20 protein-coding genes and 1 tRNA gene are annotated in these 17,913 nt (G+C 67.8%); 13 read left to right on the plus strand and 8 right to left on the minus strand.

The genetic code is table 11. The features are described from left to right. Positions 1–13: 13 nt before the first annotated feature. Entirely contained in the window at positions 14–757 is a 744-nt protein-coding gene (locus FZ938_RS07920) for a sulfite exporter TauE/SafE family protein (RefSeq protein WP_149198029.1), read from the minus strand. Positions 758–922: 165 nt separating this feature from the next. Here FZ938_RS07920 and FZ938_RS07925 point away from each other — a divergent pair, with 165 nt between their 5' ends. From FZ938_RS07925 to FZ938_RS07965, 9 genes are all read left to right on the plus strand, one after another. Then, positions 923–2,197, plus strand: coding sequence for a glutamate-5-semialdehyde dehydrogenase (locus tag FZ938_RS07925; protein WP_149198030.1), 1,275 nt, complete (start codon positions 923–925; stop codon positions 2,195–2,197). Further along, the gene (locus FZ938_RS07930; protein WP_149198031.1) at positions 2,178–2,813 is read left to right on the plus strand and encodes a nicotinate-nucleotide adenylyltransferase; all 636 of its coding nucleotides are present in this window, start codon (positions 2,178–2,180) and stop codon (positions 2,811–2,813) included. Before FZ938_RS07925 ends, FZ938_RS07930 begins: the two co-directional genes overlap by 20 nt. After that, positions 2,810–3,256: a ribosome silencing factor gene (gene rsfS / locus FZ938_RS07935; protein WP_014248611.1), complete on the plus strand. Its 447-nt coding sequence runs from the start codon at positions 2,810–2,812 to the stop codon at positions 3,254–3,256. The genes FZ938_RS07930 and rsfS overlap by 4 nt, the downstream gene beginning before the upstream one ends. Positions 3,257–3,304: 48 nt before the next feature. After that, positions 3,305–3,763 (plus strand): 23S rRNA (pseudouridine(1915)-N(3))-methyltransferase RlmH, encoded by a 459-nt coding sequence (rlmH, locus tag FZ938_RS07940; RefSeq protein ID WP_149198032.1) that lies wholly within the window; start codon positions 3,305–3,307, stop codon positions 3,761–3,763. Positions 3,764–3,866: 103 nt separating this feature from the next. Continuing rightward, positions 3,867–5,429, plus strand: coding sequence for a 2,3-bisphosphoglycerate-independent phosphoglycerate mutase (gene gpmI / locus FZ938_RS07945; RefSeq protein WP_149198033.1), 1,563 nt, complete (start codon positions 3,867–3,869; stop codon positions 5,427–5,429). A gap of 186 nt (positions 5,430–5,615) precedes the next feature. Further along, positions 5,616–7,010 (plus strand): murein hydrolase activator EnvC family protein, encoded by a 1,395-nt coding sequence (locus FZ938_RS07950; RefSeq protein WP_149198034.1) that lies wholly within the window; start codon positions 5,616–5,618, stop codon positions 7,008–7,010. Continuing rightward, positions 7,011–8,426, plus strand: coding sequence for a S41 family peptidase (locus tag FZ938_RS07955; RefSeq protein ID WP_149198035.1), 1,416 nt, complete (start codon positions 7,011–7,013; stop codon positions 8,424–8,426). It abuts the gene before it with no gap. 15 nt (positions 8,427–8,441) lie between these two features. Next, entirely contained in the window at positions 8,442–9,611 is a 1,170-nt protein-coding gene (locus FZ938_RS07960) for a divergent polysaccharide deacetylase family protein (RefSeq protein WP_149198036.1), read from the plus strand. A gap of 151 nt (positions 9,612–9,762) precedes the next feature. Continuing rightward, complete coding sequence (locus FZ938_RS07965; protein ID WP_149198037.1) at positions 9,763–10,341, plus strand: hypothetical protein; 579 nt, start codon at positions 9,763–9,765, stop codon at positions 10,339–10,341. Positions 10,342–10,363: 22 nt separating this feature from the next. On the opposite strand, the gene FZ938_RS07970 is transcribed toward FZ938_RS07965, so the two are convergent. From FZ938_RS07970 to rplU, 5 genes are all read right to left on the minus strand, one after another. Beyond that, positions 10,364–11,008 (minus strand): HAD family hydrolase, encoded by a 645-nt coding sequence (locus tag FZ938_RS07970; RefSeq protein ID WP_149198038.1) that lies wholly within the window; start codon positions 11,006–11,008, stop codon positions 10,364–10,366. 5 nt (positions 11,009–11,013) lie between these two features. Then, entirely contained in the window at positions 11,014–12,153 is a 1,140-nt protein-coding gene (proB, locus tag FZ938_RS07975) for a glutamate 5-kinase (RefSeq protein WP_149198039.1), read from the minus strand. Then, positions 12,143–13,435 (minus strand): GTPase ObgE, encoded by a 1,293-nt coding sequence (gene obgE / locus FZ938_RS07980; protein ID WP_149198040.1) that lies wholly within the window; start codon positions 13,433–13,435, stop codon positions 12,143–12,145. The genes proB and obgE overlap by 11 nt, the downstream gene beginning before the upstream one ends. Before the next feature lie 148 nt (positions 13,436–13,583). After that, positions 13,584–13,871, minus strand: a complete 288-nt coding sequence (gene rpmA, locus FZ938_RS07985; RefSeq protein WP_063635180.1) for a 50S ribosomal protein L27 — start codon at positions 13,869–13,871, stop codon at positions 13,584–13,586. Between the two features lie 55 nt (positions 13,872–13,926). Next, positions 13,927–14,244, minus strand: coding sequence for a 50S ribosomal protein L21 (gene rplU / locus FZ938_RS07990; RefSeq protein ID WP_012974890.1), 318 nt, complete (start codon positions 14,242–14,244; stop codon positions 13,927–13,929). Between the two features lie 208 nt (positions 14,245–14,452). Between rplU and FZ938_RS07995 the strand changes: the two genes are divergently transcribed. The 3 genes from FZ938_RS07995 to FZ938_RS08005 all read left to right on the plus strand — a co-directional run bounded on the left by FZ938_RS07995 (position 14,453) and on the right by FZ938_RS08005 (position 16,194). Further along, positions 14,453–14,542: transfer RNA gene (locus FZ938_RS07995), tRNA-Ser, on the plus strand. 235 nt (positions 14,543–14,777) lie between these two features. Beyond that, the gene (locus FZ938_RS08000) at positions 14,778–15,440 is read left to right on the plus strand and encodes a hypothetical protein (RefSeq protein ID WP_149198041.1); all 663 of its coding nucleotides are present in this window, start codon (positions 14,778–14,780) and stop codon (positions 15,438–15,440) included. A 154-nt stretch (positions 15,441–15,594) separates the two neighbouring features. Then, positions 15,595–16,194, plus strand: coding sequence for a PDC sensor domain-containing protein (locus FZ938_RS08005; protein WP_149198042.1), 600 nt, complete (start codon positions 15,595–15,597; stop codon positions 16,192–16,194). 103 nt (positions 16,195–16,297) lie between these two features. Here the strand turns inward: FZ938_RS08005 and FZ938_RS08010 are convergent, their stop codons facing one another. Further along, entirely contained in the window at positions 16,298–16,774 is a 477-nt protein-coding gene (locus FZ938_RS08010) for an Hsp20 family protein (RefSeq protein WP_149198043.1), read from the minus strand. A gap of 278 nt (positions 16,775–17,052) precedes the next feature. On the opposite strand from FZ938_RS08010, the gene FZ938_RS08015 reads away from it, so the two are divergent. Continuing rightward, positions 17,053–17,478 (plus strand): DUF1465 family protein, encoded by a 426-nt coding sequence (locus FZ938_RS08015; RefSeq protein ID WP_149198044.1) that lies wholly within the window; start codon positions 17,053–17,055, stop codon positions 17,476–17,478. A 90-nt stretch (positions 17,479–17,568) separates the two neighbouring features. Here the strand turns inward: FZ938_RS08015 and rpmE are convergent, their stop codons facing one another. Next, complete coding sequence (gene rpmE / locus FZ938_RS08020) at positions 17,569–17,793, minus strand: 50S ribosomal protein L31 (protein ID WP_012974887.1); 225 nt, start codon at positions 17,791–17,793, stop codon at positions 17,569–17,571. Positions 17,794–17,913 lie beyond the last annotated feature (120 nt).

Below are 17,913 nucleotides of genomic sequence, written 5' to 3' on the forward strand. Positions count from 1 at the left end.
AACTCCGTTGGGGTCAGGTCTTGGTGATGAAGAAATAGACGGTCATGCCCGCCCCAACCAGGATCACCATCTTGCGCAGGACCGGCGGCGGGATGTGGCGGGCGACCGACGCGCCGGCATAGCCGCCGGCCATGGCGGCGACCAGCATGACCAGCGCCTCCGGCCAATAGACCGCTCCGCCGGCGACGAAGGCCGCCACGGCGACGGCATTCAGGCAGCCGGAGACCAGCGACTTCAGCCCGTTCATGGCGTGCAGGTCGGTCAGGCCGAAGACGCCGAGCGTTGCCAGGATCAGGATGCCGATGCCGCCGCCGAAATAGCCGCCATAGACGGCGATCAGGAACTGCACCGCCAGCACCGTGCCGTGGCCGATGGTGACGTTGCGGCGGATCCAGGCCGACGCGGTCGGGCCGATGGCGAACAGCAGCGTCGCGAACAGCAGAAGCCAGGGAACGATGATCTCGAAGGTCTTTTGCGGCGTCCACAGCAGCAGCAGGGCGCCCAGCAGCCCGCCCACCAGGCTGATGCCGAGGAAGGAGGGCAGGTGGATGTCGCGGATGCGGCCCAGTTCCCGCCGATAGCCGAAGGCGCTGGCCAGCGCGCCGGGCGACACCGCGACGGTGCTGGTGGCGTTGGCGTTCAGCGGCGGCACCCCGGCCATGATCAGCGCCGGAAAGGTCAGGAAGCTGCCGCCCCCGGCCACGGCGTTCAGCACGCCCGCGAAAAAGGCGGAGACGATCAGCAGGAGCGTCAGCATGTCACCTTACCCGAAACCCAGCCCGGCCATGGAACGGCGCGTTGCGTTTTGCACACGCCCGCCCATACCGCAACGCCGAAGTCCCACAACCGCGCGGCTTTCGCAACCCCGAACAATTCGTTAAGGTCGTCGTCCCTTCAACGGATAGAGTGTCTGGAGACCTCCATGTCCGCCCTGCTCGACACCACCGACGCCCTGCACGACCAGATGATCGCCCTCGGCCGCGCCGCCCGCGCCGCCGCGGCCGCGCTGGCGACCGTGCCAGGACCGTCGAAGGACCGGGCGCTGAGGGCGGCGGCGGCGGCCATCCGCGCCCGCGCGTCCGAGATCAAGGCCGCGAATGCCGAGGACATGGCGAACGCCCGCGACCTGTCCGGCCCGATGCGCGAACGGCTGATGCTGGACGACACGCGCATCGAGGCGATGGCCAAGGGGCTGGAGGACATCGCCGACTTCCCCGATCCCATCGGCGGCGTGCTGGCGGAATGGACGCGGCCCAACGGCCTGCGCATCCAGCGTGTCCGCGTGCCGCTGGGCGTCGTCGGCATCATCTATGAAAGCCGGCCCAACGTGACGGCAGATGCCGGCGGCATCTGCCTGAAGTCGGGCAACGCCGCCATCCTGCGCGGCGGGTCGGAGAGCATCCGCTCGTCCCGCGCCATCGCCGACTGCCTGGTGCAGGGACTGCGCGAAGCGGGGCTGCCGGAGGCGGCGATCCAGCTGGTGCCGACCACCGACCGCGCCGCCGTCGGCCACATGCTGACGATGCGCGACCACATCGACGTCATCATCCCGCGAGGCGGCAAGTCGCTGATCCAGCGCATCGCCGACGAGAGCCGGGTGCCGGTCATCAAGCATCTCGACGGCAACTGCCATGTCTATGTCGATGCCGGCGCCGATCTGGAGAAGGCGCGCAAGGTGGTGCTGAACGCCAAGATGCGCCGCACCTCCATCTGCGGCGCCGCCGAGACGCTGCTGGTCGACCGCGCCATCGCCGACAAGGCGCTGCCGGTGCTGGTGAAGGACCTGCTGGATGCCGGCTGCGCCGTGCGCGGCGACGCGGCGGCCCAGGCCGTCGACCCGCGGGTGACGGCGGTGGCGCCGGAGGATTGGGACACCGAGTATCTCGACGCCATCATCGCCTGCGGCGTGGTGGACGGGGTGGATGCGGCAATCGACCACATCAACGCCCACAGCTCCCACCACACCGAATCGATCCTGACCGAGGATCCGGCGGCGGCGGAGCGGTTCCTGTCGCGGGTGGACAGCGGCATCGTGCTGTGGAACGCCTCGACCCAGTTCGCCGACGGCGGCGAGTTCGGCATGGGGGCGGAGATCGGCATTTCCACCGACAAGTTCCACGCCCGCGGCCCGGTGGGCGCCGAGCAGCTGACCAGCTACAAGTATGTCGTGCGCGGCGATGGCCAGACGCGACCGTAAGGATAAGGCCCCCCACCTCTATTCCGGCCCGCTCTATGCCGGCCTCGCCGTCGGCATTCTCGGCGGGTCGTTCAATCCGGCCCATGCCGGGCACCGGCACATCAGCGTGTTCGCGCTGAAGGCGTTGGGGCTCGACCGCGTCTGGTGGATGGTCAGCCCGCAGAACCCGCTGAAGTCGGCGTCCGGCATGGCTTCGCTGTCCGACCGGATGGCGGAGGCGCGGGCGGTCGCCGCCCATCCGCGGATCGAGGTGACGGCGATCGAGACCGCGCTCGGCACCCGCTTCACCGCCGACACGCTGGTCAAGCTTCAGCGCCGCTTTCCCCGAACACGCTTCGTTTGGTTGATGGGGGCGGACAATTTGCGACAAATTCCGCGCTGGAAGCATTGGAATCGAATCTTCGACTCGGTGGCCGTTGCGGTTTTCGCCCGTCCAACCTATTCTCTTGGTGCGTTGAGCGGCAAGGCCGCCCAACGCTACACCCGTCGACGGGTGTCGGTGTCGGGGGTCAAAGGGCTGGCACGCCGCAGGCGGCCGGCCTGGGCGTTCTTACGCAACCCCTTGCACCCGGCCTCGGCGACGGCGATCCGGCAGGCACGGGCCGCCGGGTCGTGAAACCGTTGCAAGAGGTTGGAGCCATCACCACGCACACCGAAACGGCCGCGACCGCTCCGCGGCCAGCCGCCGTTCCCCAGATCCTGGAACCGCAGGACCTGAAGGCGCTCATTCAGGCGTCGCTCGACGCCGATCAGGCGGATGACGTCACCGTCATCGATCTCGCCGGGAAAACCACCTTCGCCGATTACATGATCGTGGCGTCGGGCCGCAACACGCGGCACATCGCCGCCATGGCGATGAAGCTGGCCGAAAAGCTGAAGCAGGCCGGCGTCCGCGGCGTCGAGATGGAAGGCATGGCCCAGTGCGACTGGGTGCTGGTCGATGCCGGCGACGTGATCGTCCACCTGTTCAAGCCGGAAGTCCGGACCTTCTACAACATCGAGAAGATGTGGGGTCTGGAACTGCCGACGCCGTCGGGCACGGCGCGGCTGAGCGCCTGACGGGCCAAGGGCGGAAACGAGAGCGGAACGAGGGCGGAGGGCCGCATCATGCGTCTGTGGCTCGCCGCCGTCGGGCGGTCGCGGGGTGGACCCACTCGTGACCTGTTCGACGAGTATGTCGGACGGCTCGGGTGGCCCTTCACCCTGAAGGAGGTCGAGGTGAAGAAGCGCCTCTCCTCCGAAGAATTGAAACGGCAGGAGGCGGAGCTGCTGCTCGCCGCCGTGCCGGCCGGCGCCATCGTGGTGGCGCTCGACGAACGCGGCAAGGCGCTGCCCAGCGAAACCTTCGCCGCCAAGATCGGTGACTGGCGCGACCGCGGCGCCGGCGACCTCGCCTTCCTGATCGGCGGTGCCGACGGCCATGGCGACGCGGTGCGGGCGCGGGCCGACTTCCTGCTCGCCTTCGGGCCGATGACCTGGCCCCACATGCTGGTGCGCGGCATGCTTGCGGAGCAACTCTATCGCGCCCAACAAATTCTTGCCGGTCACCCCTATCACAGATCCTGATTCCCAGCGTCGCATCCGGCGCGCGGAAAAGCGCCGGAGCCCAGAGCCTAAAAAGCCAAACACAAAACTCCGAGACCACAACCTTTCGAGAAAGGTAAGCGCGATGACCGAGACCAACCGACCCCGCCCTGTCGTCCTCTGCATTCTGGACGGCTGGGGCTATCGCGAGGAGCGGTCCGACAACGCGATTGCGCTGGGCGACACCCCGAACTGGGACCGCCTGTGGTCGGCCGAGCCGATGGCCTTCCTCGACGCCAGCGAGGAGGAGGTCGGCCTGCCCAAGGGCCAGATGGGCAACTCCGAGGTCGGGCACATGAATCTCGGCGCCGGACGGGTCGTCATGCAGGACCTCGTGATGATCGACCACGCCATCGTCGAGGGCGAGCTTGAGCGCAACGCCGCGCTGAACGATCTGGTCAAGGCGATGCACAAGACCGGCGGGCGCGTCCATCTGATGGGTCTGCTGTCGCCGGGCGGCGTCCATTCGCACCAGGACCACATCGCGGCGCTGGCCGGCGTGCTGTCGCGCGAGGGCGTGCCGGTGGCGGTCCATGCCTTCACCGACGGCCGCGACGTGCCGCCGCAGAGCGCCAAGGATCAGGTGGCCGAGTTCATGGCCGACGTCTTCGAGCTGCCGGGCGTCGAGGTGGCGACCGTCATCGGCCGCTACTACGCCATGGACCGCGACAAGCGCTGGGACCGCGTCGCCAAGGCCTATGCCGCGATGACCAGGGCGGAGGGCGAGCGCGCCGCCGACCCGATCCAGGCGATCGAGCAGAGCTATGCCGCCGACAAGCATGACGAGTTCATCCTGCCGACGGTGATTGGCGACTATGCCGGCATGAAGGACGGCGACGCCATCCTGATGGCGAATTTCCGCGCCGACCGCGCCCGCGAGATTCTGGCCGCCTATGTCGATCCGGCTTTCGACGGCTTCCCGGTGGATGGCGCGCCGAAGCTGGCCGCCGCCGTCGGCATGGTCGAATATTCGTCGGCGCTGGCCAAGCTGATGACAACCATCTTTCCGCCGAAATCTCTCACCAAGGTGCTGGGCGAGGTGGTTTCCGAGGCCGGAATGAAGCAGCTGCGCATCGCCGAGACGGAGAAGTACCCGCACGTCACCTTCTTCTTCAACGGCGGCGAGGAGCGGGTCTATGAGGGCGAGGACCGCATCCTGGTGCCGTCGCCGAAGGTCGCCACCTACGACCTGCAGCCGGAGATGTCCGCCGCCGAGGTGACCGGCAAGCTGGTCGGCGCCATCGATTCGGGCAAGTACGACCTGATCGTCGTCAACTTCGCCAACCCCGACATGGTCGGCCATAGCGGCATGCTCGACGCCGCCATCAAGGCGGTGCAGGCGGTCGACGGCAGCCTGGGTCAGGTGGAGGCGGCGGTGCGCCGCGCCGGCGGTACCATGCTGGTCACCGCCGATCACGGCAACTGCGAGCTTATGAAGGATCCGGAGACCGGCGGCCCGCACACCGCCCACACGCTGGACAAGGTGCCGCTGATCCTGATCAACGGCCCGGCCGGTGCGCGCATCGAAAGCGGGCGTCTGGCCGACATCGCGCCGACGCTGCTCGACCTGCTGGGCTTGCCGAAGCCGGCCGAGATGACCGGCCGCAACCTGCTGGTCCGCACCGCCGCCCGCGCGGCGGCGGAGTAACGGATGGCGCCGCGTGGTTCTTTCATGCCGTATTCCCCCTCTCCTCCCCGGGGAGAGGGTCGGGGTGAGGGGGACGCGTGGCGTGGAGTTGCGAGTGGATTTAGGCGTAGCTCGGCTTTTAGATTTACATCCCGCACCGCATCCCCCTCACCCAACCCTCTCCCCGGGGGGGAGAGGGTATCCGGGATGGGGGAGGGGTTGGTTAAAGGCTTCGTCGTCATCGCCGGCCTGATTCTCGCCCAGCCGGCGAATGCGCAATCGGAAGCGCCCAAGGACACGCTGAAGCGCGTCGAGCAGCAGCTTCAGACCGGCAAGCAGCGCCAGCAACAGCTGGAACGCCAGTCCCAGGCGCTTCAGACCGAACTCGACGACCTGCGCGGCCGGCTGATCTCATTGGCCGATCAGGCGCGCGGGCAGGAACAGGCACTCGATCAGCTGGAGGACTCGCTCGCCGCGCTGGAGGCGGAGGAGCGCGAACGTTCCGCCGGTCTCGACGCCGAACGGCAGCAGATCGCCACCCTGCTGGCCGCCCTGCAGCGGCTGGCGCGCATCCCGCCGGAAGCGGCGCTGGCCCGGCCGGAAAGCCCGGTCGACACGCTGCGCTCCGCCCTGCTGCTGCGCGATGCGGTGCCGGCGCTGAAGGCGCGGGCCGATGCCTTGGCCCGGGCGCTGACCGCACTGGCCGACACCCGCGGCAAGCTGGTGGACCAGCGGGCGAAGGCGCTGGCGGCGCGGGTGGCGCTGTCGGAAAAGCAGGACGAGATGAACCGCCTGATCGCCCGGCGCGAGGAGCTGTCGCGCCAGACGGAGGAGGAGCGCGTCCAGGTCGGCCAGCGCATGGCGGACCTGTCCGGTCAGGCCACCGACCTGCGCCAGCTGATGGAGCGGGTCGAGGCCGAACGCCGCGCCGCGATCGAGGCCGCCGCCCGCCGCGAAGCCGAACGGCGCGAGGCGGAACGCAAGGAAGCCGCCCGCCGGGAGGCGGAAAAGCGCGAGGCCGAACGCCGCCTTGCCGCGCAGAAGGAAGCGGAGCGCAAGGCGGCCGAACGCAAGCTGGCCGAACTGCGCGCCGCGGAGCAGAAGGTGGCGGAAGAGAAGGCCGCCGAGGAAAAGCGGGCGAAGGACGCAGCTGCCAGGGAAGCAGCGCGCGAGCGGGAGCTGGCCGCCCGCGCTCCCGACGGCCCGCCGGCGGTCGCCGGCATGGTGCTGCCCGCCGCCGGCAAGCTGACCACCCGCTTCGGCGAGGCCGACCGCTTCGGCGCCACCAGCCGCGGCGTGACGGTGCAGACCCGTCCCGGCGCGGCCGTGGTGGCGCCGCGCGGCGGCACGATCGTGTTCGCCGGCCCGTTCAAGGGCTATGGCCTTATCTTGATCGTGGAACACGGCAACGGATATCATAGTTTGATTGCGGGTTTGGGCCGGATCGACACGGCCGTCGGGCGTAAGGTGGCCAGCGGGGAACCGCTGGCGGTCATGCCGTCGGACGGCAATCCGGATCTCTATTTCGAGCTGCGACGAAACGGCCAGCCGATCAACCCGCAACGCGGGTTCGGCGCCCCGGAGGGGAAAGGACAAGGGTAGATGAGGATGATCAAGCGCGCCGCCACGGCGGCTGCTCTGGTGTTTCTGGGCGCCGGCGTCGCCACCGTCACCGCGCAGTCCAGCAATTCGTCGGACACCTACCGGCAGCTGAACCTGTTCGGCGACGTCTTCGAGCGTGTCCGCGCCGAATATGTCGAGCCGGTGACCGATGAACAGCTGATCGAATCGGCGATCAACGGGATGCTGACTTCGCTCGACCCGCATTCCAGCTATCTGAACAAGAAGAGCTTCCAGGACATGCAGGTCCAGACCCGCGGCGAGTTCGGCGGGCTGGGCATCGAGGTGACGATGGAGAACGGTCTGGTGAAGGTCGTTTCGCCCATCGACGACACCCCGGCCTTCCGCGCCGGCCTGCAGCCGGGCGACCTAATCGTCCAGCTGAACGGCGAGGCGGTGATGGGCCTCAGCCTGAACGAGGCGGTGGAGAAGATGCGCGGGCCGGTGGGCAGCGAACTGAAGGTCACCGTCCGCCGCGGCGAGGCGGGGGAACCCTTCACCGTGTCGCTGACCCGCGCCGTCATCAAGGTGCAGTCGGTCCGCTTCCGCACGGAAGGCGACATCGGCTATATCCGCATCACCAGCTTCAACGAGCAGACGCAGAGCGGGCTGGAGAAGGCGATCTCGTCCATCCAGCAGCAGTTGGGCGACAAGCTGAAGGGCTTCGTGCTCGACCTGCGCAACAATCCGGGCGGTCTGCTCGATCAGGCGGTGTCGGTGTCCGATACCTTCCTGGAAAAGGGCGAGATCGTGTCGACCCGCGGCCGCCGGGCGGAGGAGGGCACCCGCTTCAACGCCAAGCCGGGCGATTTGATCAAGGGCCTGCCGATGGTGGTGCTGGTCAACGGCGGTTCGGCCTCGGCCTCGGAAATCGTCGCCGGCGCCCTGCAGGACCACAAGCGCGCGATCATCATGGGCACGCAGAGCTTCGGCAAGGGATCGGTGCAGACCATCATCCCGCTGCCCGGCCATGGCGCCATGCGTCTGACCACGGCGCGCTACTACACGCCGTCGGGCCGTTCGATCCAGCAGCTGGGCATCACCCCGGACATCGAGGTGCATGTCGCCAAGGTGGAGGATCTGGACAAGAACGTCATCCGCCGCCGCGAGGCCGACCTGAAGGGCGCGCTGGTCAACCCCGACGCCTCCAACAAGGCGCCGCGTCCGGCCACCACCAACCCGGCCGCTCCCGGCACGCCGGCTGCTCCCAATCCGGGGGCGCCCGCTCCGGGTCCGGGCGCCGGCGCTGCTCCGGGGGCTGCTCCTGCACCGGGTGCCGCTCCGACCGAGGGGGCGGCGGCGGAAGGGGCCGAGCCGCCCTTCGACTTCCAGCTCGCCCGCGCGCTGGATCTGCTGCGTGGCGTCGCCCTGTTCCAGCAGCGCGCCGCGGCGCGCTGACCGGAGCAACTGACGGTGAAGGCTCCCGCCCTGCTGGGTCGTCTGCGGTTCGATGTCCGGGGTCTGCGCCCCGGACTCGGCTGGCTGCGCCGCTTCCGCCGCAATGGAGGCGATTCGGCGGGACGGCCGCGCAAACCGCTGTCCAAGCCTTTGCTGGCTGCCGTCGCCCTGGTGGCGGTCGCCGGTGGGGGGCTGGCCGGCTGGCTGGCCTTGAACGGCGAGGCGACGCGGGAGGCCTGGCAAGCATCGATTCCGGCGGCGACGGTCGCGGTCTCTCCGCTGCCGCCGCCACCGGTGCCGGAACCCAAGGCCGCCGCACCGGCGGCACCTTTGCCCACCGACGCCGCTCCGCTGCCCCTGCCGGGCGTTCCGGCGGCGGCGGTGACGCTGACCCCGGCGCCAGTGCCGGGGCTGGTGGAGGACAGCCGCAACGGTCCCTTGCCGCGCATCGCCCAGGATGGCCGCAAGCCCTGGCAGGTCTATGCCCGGCCCTTCCCGGCGACGGACAAGCGGCCGCGCATCGCCATCGTCATGTCCGATCTTGGGCTCAGCGGCGTCACCACCGGCAACGCGCTGGCGAAGCTGCCGCCCGGCATCACCCTGGCCTTCCTGCCCTATGCCGAGCGGCTGGACGATTGGGTCGAGCGGGCCCGCTCCAAGGGTCACGAGGTGATGCTGTCGGTGCCGATGGAGCCGCTGAACTACCCGCGTGACGATCCCGGTCCGAATGCGCTGCTGACCATGCTCGGACCCGACCGCAATGTCGAACGGCTGGAATGGTCGCTGGGCAAGGCGGTCGGCTATGTCGGCATCACCAGCACCACCGGCAGCAAATTCACCGCCAACCCGGCGGCGATGCAGCCGGTGATCGACGTGCTGAAGGCGCGCGGTCTGCTGCTGGTCGATTCGCGGGTCAATCCGAAGAGCGTGGCCGGGCCGCTCGCCAATCTGGCCGGCGTGCCGCGGGCGCTGGGCGACCGCGTCATCGATCGCGACCTGTCGCGCGGCGCCATCGATGACCAGCTGCGCGAGTTGGAGGAGCTGGCCAAGACCAACGGCGCCGCCGTCGGTTTCGCCTCTCCCTATCCAACGACGATCGAGCGTCTCAATCTGTGGCTGACCTCGTTGGCCGACCGCGGCATCGCGCTGGCCCCGGCGTCGGCGGTGGTCAACATCCAGAAATAGCGGCCCCAGAAATAGAGGCCCCAGAAATCGAGATTGCGACGGAACCGCCCGATGCGACAACGCGCGTCGGGCGACTTTCCGTGTGCGGCTTGCCTGATTGCGTCCGTTGCGCGAATATCTCGACCGAATTTCGAATTGGTGGAGAGGGCGGATGTATCACCCCGAAGCGCTGGAACCCATCGTCGCCTTCCTGCGCGGGATCGGCATGCAGGTGGAATATGGCGAGGGCGGGCGCGACGGCTTCCTGCCCGGCGTGAACATCCATGCCGGCGCGCTCCATGTCGATCCGGAGACCCTGAAGGGACCGGGCGACCTGCTGCACGAGGCCGGCCACATCATGGTCATGCCGCGCCGGTACTGGCCGTTGCTGAACCGCGACGTGCAGACGGACATCGACGCCATCCTCGCCGACCAGACCGCGCGCGACGGCACCCCCGATCCGATCCTGACCCGTGCCGCCCGCCAGGGCGAGTTCATGTCGCAGGCCTGGTCCTATGCCGTGGTCCAGTATCTGGGCCTGCCGCAGGAATGCCTGTTTTTCCCCGGATCCTACCAATACCACGACTATCAGGGCACCCACCCGATGCATGCTTGGATCGAGCAGGGGACCCATTTCGGCCTGATCAATCTGGCGCAGGCCGGCTTCACCGGCTATGCGGGAATGTTCGCCTGTATGGGCGACAACGGTCTGGCGCCGTTTCCGCAGATGGCAAAGTGGACGTTGGATTGAGGGGGAATCCGGCGAAAACCCCTCACCCGCAAAGCGCATCCCAATCCAGCGCCCCCGGATCCTCCACCAGATGGTCGACGGTGTCGAAGACCACGGCGGGGTGCTGGGGCCAGGCGATGGTCAGCATGCCGGCGGCCTTGGCGCTGCGGGCGCCGGTGGGGCTGTCCTCGATCACCGCGCAGGCTTCCGGGGGCAGGCCCAGCATCTTCGCGGCCAGCAGGTAGGGCTCCGGATGGGGCTTGCCGTTGGCGACGTCCTCGCGGGCGATGCTGAAGCGGAAATGCGGGATCGACATCGCGCGCATGTTGGCGTCGACGATCATGCGCCCGCCGTTCGACACGCAGGCCTGCGCCAGACCGCGGGCGGCAAAGGCCTCCACCAGGGCGAAAGCACCCTCGCGCGGGCGGACCTGATGGACGCTGGCGACATACTGCGCGTTGATCTCGTCGGCCCAGGCGTGCAGGTCGATGGGGAAGGGGCGGCGGGCGTGAAGTGCCGCATAGATCTCGCGGAACGCCACCCCATGCATCGACCGGCAATCCTCGTCGCTCAGCTCATGGCCATAGCCGCGGCAGACCTCGACGGTGATCTGCTGGTGCCAGGGTTCGCTGTCCATCAGCGTGCCGTCGATGTCCCACAGGACGGCACGGATCGGGGTGCGCGACATCACGGTCACCGCACCACCAGATCGTCGCGGTGGATCATCTCGTCGCGCCCCTGATAGCCCAGGATCTCCGGGATCTCGGTGCTCTTGTGGCGCAGGATCCGGCGGGCGTCGTCGGCGCTGTAGGCGACGAGGCCGCGGGCGACCTCGCGCCCCTCCTGGGTGCGGACGATCACCACGTCGCCGCGGTCGAAATCGCCCTGAACGGCGATGACGCCGGCCGGCAGCAGGCTGGCGCCGTGTGACAGGGCGCGCATGGCGCCGTCATCGACCACCAGCACGCCGGTGGCGTTCACATGGCCGGCGATCCAGGCCTTGCGGGCGCTGGTCGGCTCGGCGGAGGGCAGGAACCAGGTGCAGAGCGCGCCGCCATCCTCCGGCCGCTGTTCCAGCGCCGCCAGCGGGTTCATGCGCTTGCCCTTGGCGATGACCATGCGGCAGCCGGCCGACAGGGCGACTCGAGCCGCGGCGATCTTGGTCACCATGCCGCCGCTGCTGTAGCCGGGGGGCGGCTCGCCGGCCATGCCCTCGATCTCCGGCGTCAACTCGCGCACGGTGGGGATATGGCGGGCGTCCGGGTCCTTGCGCGGGTCGGCGGTGTAGAGGCCGTCGATGTCCGACAGCAGAACCAGCGTGTCGGCGCTGACCATCTGCGCCACGCGGGCGGCCAGCCGGTCGTTGTCGCCGAAGCGGATTTCCGCGGTGGCGACCGTGTCGTTCTCGTTGATGACGGGCACGGCGCCCAGCTTCAGCAGCGTGTCGATGGTGTTGCGGGCGTTCAGGTGGCGCCGCCGCTCCTCCGTGTCTTCCAGCGTCACCAGGACCTGGGCGACGGTGACGTCGTGGCGGGCCAGCGTTTCCTGATAGGCGTGGGCGAGGCGAATCTGGCCGGTGGCGGCGGCGGCCTGCTTTTCCTCCAGCTTCAGCGCCCGGCCGACGAGGCCGAGATGCTCGCGCCCGCAGGCGACGGCGCCGGAGGTGACGATCACCACCTCCTGCCCGCGCTTGCGGCAGGCGGCGACGTCGTCGGCCAGCGCGTCGAGCCAAGCCCGGCGGATTTGCCGGGTTTCCCCATCGACCAGAAGGGCCGAGCCGATCTTCACGACCAGCCGGCGGGATTCGAGAAGGGTAGGGGCGTCAAGCGCCATGGCGGGAGGTTCCGTCCGTATCGTCGTCCGAGCCGTCCTCTTCGCCCTCCGGCTCCTCTCCGTCAAGGACTTCGTCCGAGTCGCCGTCCAGCTCTTCGCCGTCCAGCTCCTCACCCTCTTCGAGTTCGCCCTCTTCGAGATCCTCCTCCTCGAAGTCCTCGTCCTCGCCGCCGACCCATTCGCCGGTTTCATCGTCCCACTGCATCCCGCTGTCGTCGGGCAGCTTCTGGCCGACCGGCGGGCGCGGGATGGAACGGGTCGCGGGGGCGTGGATGACCTCGGGTTCTTCCGACTTGGACTCCTTGATGACCGTCAGCAGCCGGTACAGCACCTGCTTCACGCCCTGGCCGGTGGCGCCGGACAGCACCATGACCTCGGCGCCCGATGCCTCCTCCAATGCCGCCTTCTTCTCCTCGATCTCCTCGTCCAGCAGGGCGTCGGCCTTGTTCAGCCCGATGACCTCCGGCTTGTCGGCGAGGTTGCCGCCATAGGCCTCCAGCTCGTTCCGGATCGTGCGGTAGGAGGCGACGACGTCGTCGGCCGTGCCGTCGATCAGGTGCAGCAGGATGCGCGAGCGTTCGACATGGCCGAGGAAACGGTCGCCCAGCCCATGGCCCTCGTGCGCGCCCTCGATCAGGCCGGGGATGTCGGCGATGACGAATTCTTCGTCACCGGCGCGGACGACGCCCAGGTTGGGGGCCAGCGTGGTGAAGGGGTAATCGGCGATCTTCGGCTTGGCCGCCGTGGTGGCGGCCAGGAAGGTCGACTTGCCGGCGTTGGGCAGGCCCAGCAGGCCGGCGTCGGCGATCAGCTTCAGCCGCAGCCACACCCATTGCTCCTGCCCCGGCCAGCCGGGATGGAACTTGCGCGGCGCCCGGTTGGTCGGCGTCTTGAAGTGCGCGTTGCCGTGCCCGCCGTCGCCGCCGCGCAGGAAGACGCGGCGTTGACCGGCCTCGGTCAGGTCGCACAGCACGGTTTCCTGATTCTCGTCGAGGATCTGGGTTCCGACCGGCACGCGCAGGACGACATCCTCGCCGCGCGCGCCGTTGCGGTTGCTGCCCATGCCGTGATGGCCGCGCTGCGCCTTGAAGTGCTGCTTGTAACGGTAGTCGATCAGCGTGTTCAGGCCGTCCGCCGCCTCGATGATCACGTCCCCGCCCCGACCGCCGTCGCCGCCGTCCGGGCCGCCGAACTCGATGAACTTCTCGCGCCGGAACGCGACGGCACCGGGGCCGCCGTCACCGCTCTTCAAGAACACCTTGGCCTGATCGAGAAACTTCATCGGGGAACCTGCCCGTAAACGGAAGGGAAACCGGCGGCGGGACGGCACCGGACTGAAAACGAAAATCGGGGAGCCGGTCGCCCGGTCCCCCGATTTTATCCCACAAGCGTGCAGGCCTGCGACACAGGCCGCGCAACGACCTTAGAGGTTACTCGGCAGCGACGGCCGGAACTTCCTGGTCGTTGGCCGGAACGACGTTCACGAAGGTACGGCCGTTCGAGCTGTGCTTGAAGTAAACCTGGCCATTGGCCATCGCGAACAGGGTATGGTCGCGGCCGATGCCGACGTTCTCGCCCGGGTGGAACTTCGTGCCACGCTGACGGACGATGATGTTGCCGGAGACGACGTTCTCGCCACCGAAACGCTTCACGCCGAGACGGCGACCGGCGGAGTCACGGCCGTTGCGGGACGAGCCGCCTGCCTTTTTGTGTGCCATGGGGTGTTGCTCCTAAACTGAAGATGCGCCTGGAAGCCCGACCGGAGAACCCGGATCAGGCCGCGCCGTTGATGCCGGTGATGCGCAGGACGGTCAGGTCCTGGCGGTGGCCGTTCTTGCGGCGGTAGTTCTGGCGGCGCTTCTTCTTGAAGACGATGATCTTCGGGCCGCGGTCCTGGGCGACGACCTCGGCGACGACCGAGGCGCCGGCCACGGTCGGGGTGCCGATGGTGGTGTTGCCTGCGTCGCCGACCATCAGCACGTCATCGAGCGTGATGGAGGCGCCAGCATCGGCCTCGAGCTTCTCAACACGGATCACGTCGCCATTGGCGACCTTGTACTGCTTGCCGCCGGTGCGGATCACTGCAAACATTGTCGTCACTGCCTATGTCAAAACAAACGGCGGGCTTCTCGCCCACCGTTCGATGCGCAAGCCCGTTCATGGGAGCGACGATCTATACTCAGGAGGGGCCGAGAGTCAACAGGGTTGCGGGCAAAGGCCTTCGCATTTTTCTGCAAAAAAGGCTTGCACGCCCGAAGGCGTTTATATAGGTTCCGCCCACCCCGCCAGACGGGGCAGCGGATGGGTGGCAGAGCGGTTGAATGCACCGCACTCGAAATGCGGCATACCCTCACGGGTATCGGGAGTTCGAATCTCCCCCCATCCGCCATTCTCTCTCTTCTGAGAGAGAGAAGATAGCGGAAAGCGCCAGCCGGACCGGCTAGGCGCTTTTTTCATGGCCGGATGCCGCATCGGCCGGTCGGGTTTCCCCTTTTTCGCCGCGCCGTCGCGTTGGCCGTTCCCCCAGCTGGTTTGTTGGTCATGTCGACGCCAACGCCCAGATAACCAACGCTCAAGATCCCTTTGGTGCGATCCGCCAGGGGTGCGACCGGAGGGGTGCCGCCATGAACACGCTCAGCCGCCGTGATGGATGCCTGCGATTCTCCTACGTCGTCGAGGGCGGCCTGCGCGTCGAAGGCACTCATGATCCGGCGGAGCAGGTGCTGATCCTGAAGGTGACGGCGCCGCGGGGGCGGGTGATCCATATGGATGCGATTCCCTGTGACGATCCCCGGGTCATCCTGGAGGCCTTGCGCGAGTGGGGCGAGCCGCCGGAGGAGGTGCGCGATGCGTTGCCGGCACTGGGCGGCAACGCGATCCTGCTGGAAACGCGGCTTGGCGACTCGGTGCGGGCCTCGGTCCGCCGTCATGGCATGAAGGTGGAGGTCGTCTTCATCGATGCCGACGGGCGGCGTTTGGCGGAGCTGCGTGCCGGCAGCCTCGAAGCGCTCGACGCCAAGGCCGGGGGGCTGCTGCGCCTGTCGCAACGGACCCGCGCGGTGCTCGGCGCCTGGCTGTCGGCCGAACCGCTGTGGCTGGCGGCATTTCTGCTTGGCGGACCATTCCTGGGGGCTTTGCTGATCGGATTCGGGGCGCAGGTGTCGCCGGAGCAGGTGTTGGTCACCGCCTATGCCGGCGCGGCCGGGCTGGTCGCCGCCTACGAACTGATGCGGGCCGGTTACGCGGAGTGGGTGCTGGCGCCCCCGGACAGTTTTCCGCGGCGGTGATGCGGTTCCGTCCGGCCGGTCGATAAAAGGCATTTTATCAGCATTACGGATCTTCCGTTTTGCGGAAAAACAAGAGCCGACGCTGTGGCGACGGCATCGCTGGTCCGACCATCGCCCCGCCCATCCATGGGCCAAACGACTGGGAGGACACCACATGACGCAGGCTCGATTCTGGATTGCCGGCTGTGCGATTTCCCTGCTGTGCGCGGGCACGATTTCCATGGCGTCGGCCGCGGACCCGGCATTGGAAGGGTCCGTGCGCAAGGCGGTCAGTCCTCAGGCCCAGACCTGGCTGACCGATCCGGCGGTGGTCGGGGCGGTGAAGTCGCAGAATGCCAAGCATGCCGGCATCGCCCAGTCCAAGATCGACGAGATGGACGACCAGTGGAAGGCGGCGGCGAAGGCCGGCGGCGCCAACCCGGCCTTCGATGCGGTCTCGTCGAATGCGGTGTCCAAACAGCTGAAGCAGGTCGTGGCGGGAAGCAACGGCCGGATCGTCGAAATCCTGCTGATGGACGACCACGGCCTGAATGTCGGCCAGACCGCCGGAACCTCCGACTTCTGGCAGGGCGACGAGCCCAAATGGCAGAAGGTCTTCACCGGCAACGCCGATCTCTACATGACCGATCCGGAGAAGGACGACAAAAGCGGCGCCATGCTGACCGAAGCCAGCGTTCCGCTGCTGGACCCGGCGGGACAGCAGAAGATCGGCGTGGCGATGATCGTGCTGGATACCGCGAAGCTGGGGCAATAGACGCCGCGAACATCGACTGATCGGCAAAGGAAACGGCGCCCCGGATGGTCCGGGGCGCCGTTCTCATGTCCGCGTCATGCGCGGACGGATCGTGTCAGGCGTGTCAGGCCGCCTGCTGGGTCAGGGCGGGAGTCTCGACCTCCACCGCGCCGCTGCCGGTGGCGGTGACGATCGGAATGCTCCGCGGCTTCATCGCTTCGGGTACCTCGCGCGCCAGCTCGATGTGCAGAAGGCCATTCTGAAGAGACGCGCTGGTCACCTTGATGAAATCGGCCAGCTGAAAGCGGCGCTCGAACGCGCGCCCGGCGATACCCCGGTAGAGGAATTGGCCGGTCGGCTCGTCCTTCTTAGCTTTACCCGTGACGGTCAACGAGTTCTGGTGAGCGATGATGCTGAGGTCGTCGTTCCCAAAGCCGGCGACGGCCATGGTGATCCGATACGAATCCTCGCTCAGCTTTTCGATGTTGTAAGGCGGATAGGATGCAGACTCGTCACCGGTGGTCGCGGTCTCCAGCAGACGCGACAGGCGGTCGAAACCGACGGTGGAACGGAACAGCGGCGAAAGGTCGTAGCTACGCATGACATATCCTCCGAAAGAGCGATACGGCCGTCGAGGACCACGGCATTGGTCGGTCCTCCGAGGGCTGGCCCAAGGGCCGGTTTGATGGCGGACCCCGTATGGGCATCCGCCGGACGAGCGAGAGATAATCGACGCTTTTGCCTGTTCAAGAGGGCGGATCCACAATGACCGGTCAATCCCCGCCTGGGGTTGCCGGGTGCCGCCCGGTCACCAATTGTTAATCAGTTGCGGCAAGGCTCACGCTAGGGCCGTAAGTCCGCAGGAGGGGGCCGACGACCATGACTTCGCACACCTTCTTCTTCAACGGTCCCTATGACGAGACGATGGCCCTCTTGATCGAGGCGCGGAATTACATCGCCTATCATGATGCGGCCGAACACCGGAAGCTGCCGCCGCAGGTGCGTCTTCAGATCTCGTACGAATCCATGCGGGTGACCAGCCGCCTGACCCAGGTGATGGCCTGGCTTCTGGCGCAGAAGGCCGTGCATGCCGGCGAGATGTCGAAGGAGCAGGCGGCGAGCGAGGATTTCGCGCTGTCCGGCGGCGAGATCTGTTCCGATCCCAGCGGCCCCGACAACGAGGAACTGCCGTCCGGCCTGCGCAGCCTGCTGGAGCGCAGCCACAGCCTGTATATGCGCGTCCACCGGCTCGACGCCATGGTCCGCGCCGATGTGGAGCGCGAGGCCGCGGCGGCGGTGGGGTAGCGGTTTCCTGCGGATCATGCGCAAACGAAAAGGGCGTCCGAACCGGTCGGACGCCCTTTTCGCATCGGCAGGATAGAAGTGCGGTAACGCTTACTTCTTGAGGCCGAAGTTCGCGAAGCGCTTGTTGAACTTGGCGATCTGCCCGCCGGTGTCCAGCAGCTTCTGCACACCGGTCCAGGCCGGGTGCGACTTCGGGTCGATGTCGAGGCGCAGCGTGTCGCCCGGCTTGCCCATGGTGGAGCGGGTCGTGAACGAGCTGCCGTCGGTCATGACCACGGTGATCTCGTGATAGTCGGGATGGATGTCAGTCTTCATGGCCGGGGTTCCTGCAAAGCGAGCGGCGTCTATACCAAAACCCCCTCCCCGGCGCAACCCCGGAATCTCGCCTCATTCGGGATGGTCGCGACGCGCTCCACGGCTCTTTTCCGGGCGGTT

Origin of the sequence: Azospirillum oryzae, assembly GCF_008364795.1 — a bacterium.
Lineage (GTDB): Bacteria > Pseudomonadota > Alphaproteobacteria > Azospirillales > Azospirillaceae > Azospirillum > Azospirillum oryzae.

Bases quoted from the DNA above. Each gene is read 5' to 3' on its own strand.
- FZ938_RS08010 (WP_149198043.1), bottom strand. From the start codon at position 16,774: ATGCGTAGCTACGACCTTTCGCCGCTGTTCCGTTCCACCGTCGGTTTC.
- rpmE (WP_012974887.1), bottom strand. From the start codon at position 17,793: ATGAAGACTGACATCCATCCCGACTATCACGAGATCACCGTGGTCATG.
- FZ938_RS07920 (WP_149198029.1), bottom strand. From the start codon at position 757: ATGCTGACGCTCCTGCTGATCGTCTCCGCCTTTTTCGCGGGCGTGCTG.
- FZ938_RS08000 (WP_149198041.1), top strand. From the start codon at position 14,778: ATGAACACGCTCAGCCGCCGTGATGGATGCCTGCGATTCTCCTACGTC.
- FZ938_RS07950 (WP_149198034.1), top strand. From the start codon at position 5,616: ATGGGGGAGGGGTTGGTTAAAGGCTTCGTCGTCATCGCCGGCCTGATT.
- proB (WP_149198039.1), bottom strand. From the start codon at position 12,153: ATGGCGCTTGACGCCCCTACCCTTCTCGAATCCCGCCGGCTGGTCGTG.
- FZ938_RS08005 (WP_149198042.1), top strand. From the start codon at position 15,595: ATGACGCAGGCTCGATTCTGGATTGCCGGCTGTGCGATTTCCCTGCTG.
- rplU (WP_012974890.1), bottom strand. From the start codon at position 14,244: ATGTTTGCAGTGATCCGCACCGGCGGCAAGCAGTACAAGGTCGCCAAT.
- FZ938_RS07970 (WP_149198038.1), bottom strand. From the start codon at position 11,008: ATGTCGCGCACCCCGATCCGTGCCGTCCTGTGGGACATCGACGGCACG.
- obgE (WP_149198040.1), bottom strand. From the start codon at position 13,435: ATGAAGTTTCTCGATCAGGCCAAGGTGTTCTTGAAGAGCGGTGACGGC.
- FZ938_RS08015 (WP_149198044.1), top strand. From the start codon at position 17,053: ATGACTTCGCACACCTTCTTCTTCAACGGTCCCTATGACGAGACGATG.
- gpmI (WP_149198033.1), top strand. From the start codon at position 3,867: ATGACCGAGACCAACCGACCCCGCCCTGTCGTCCTCTGCATTCTGGAC.
- FZ938_RS07955 (WP_149198035.1), top strand. From the start codon at position 7,011: ATGAGGATGATCAAGCGCGCCGCCACGGCGGCTGCTCTGGTGTTTCTG.
- FZ938_RS07965 (WP_149198037.1), top strand. From the start codon at position 9,763: ATGTATCACCCCGAAGCGCTGGAACCCATCGTCGCCTTCCTGCGCGGG.
- rlmH (WP_149198032.1), top strand. From the start codon at position 3,305: ATGCGTCTGTGGCTCGCCGCCGTCGGGCGGTCGCGGGGTGGACCCACT.
- rpmA (WP_063635180.1), bottom strand. From the start codon at position 13,871: ATGGCACACAAAAAGGCAGGCGGCTCGTCCCGCAACGGCCGTGACTCC.
- FZ938_RS07925 (WP_149198030.1), top strand. From the start codon at position 923: ATGTCCGCCCTGCTCGACACCACCGACGCCCTGCACGACCAGATGATC.
- FZ938_RS07930 (WP_149198031.1), top strand. From the start codon at position 2,178: ATGGCCAGACGCGACCGTAAGGATAAGGCCCCCCACCTCTATTCCGGC.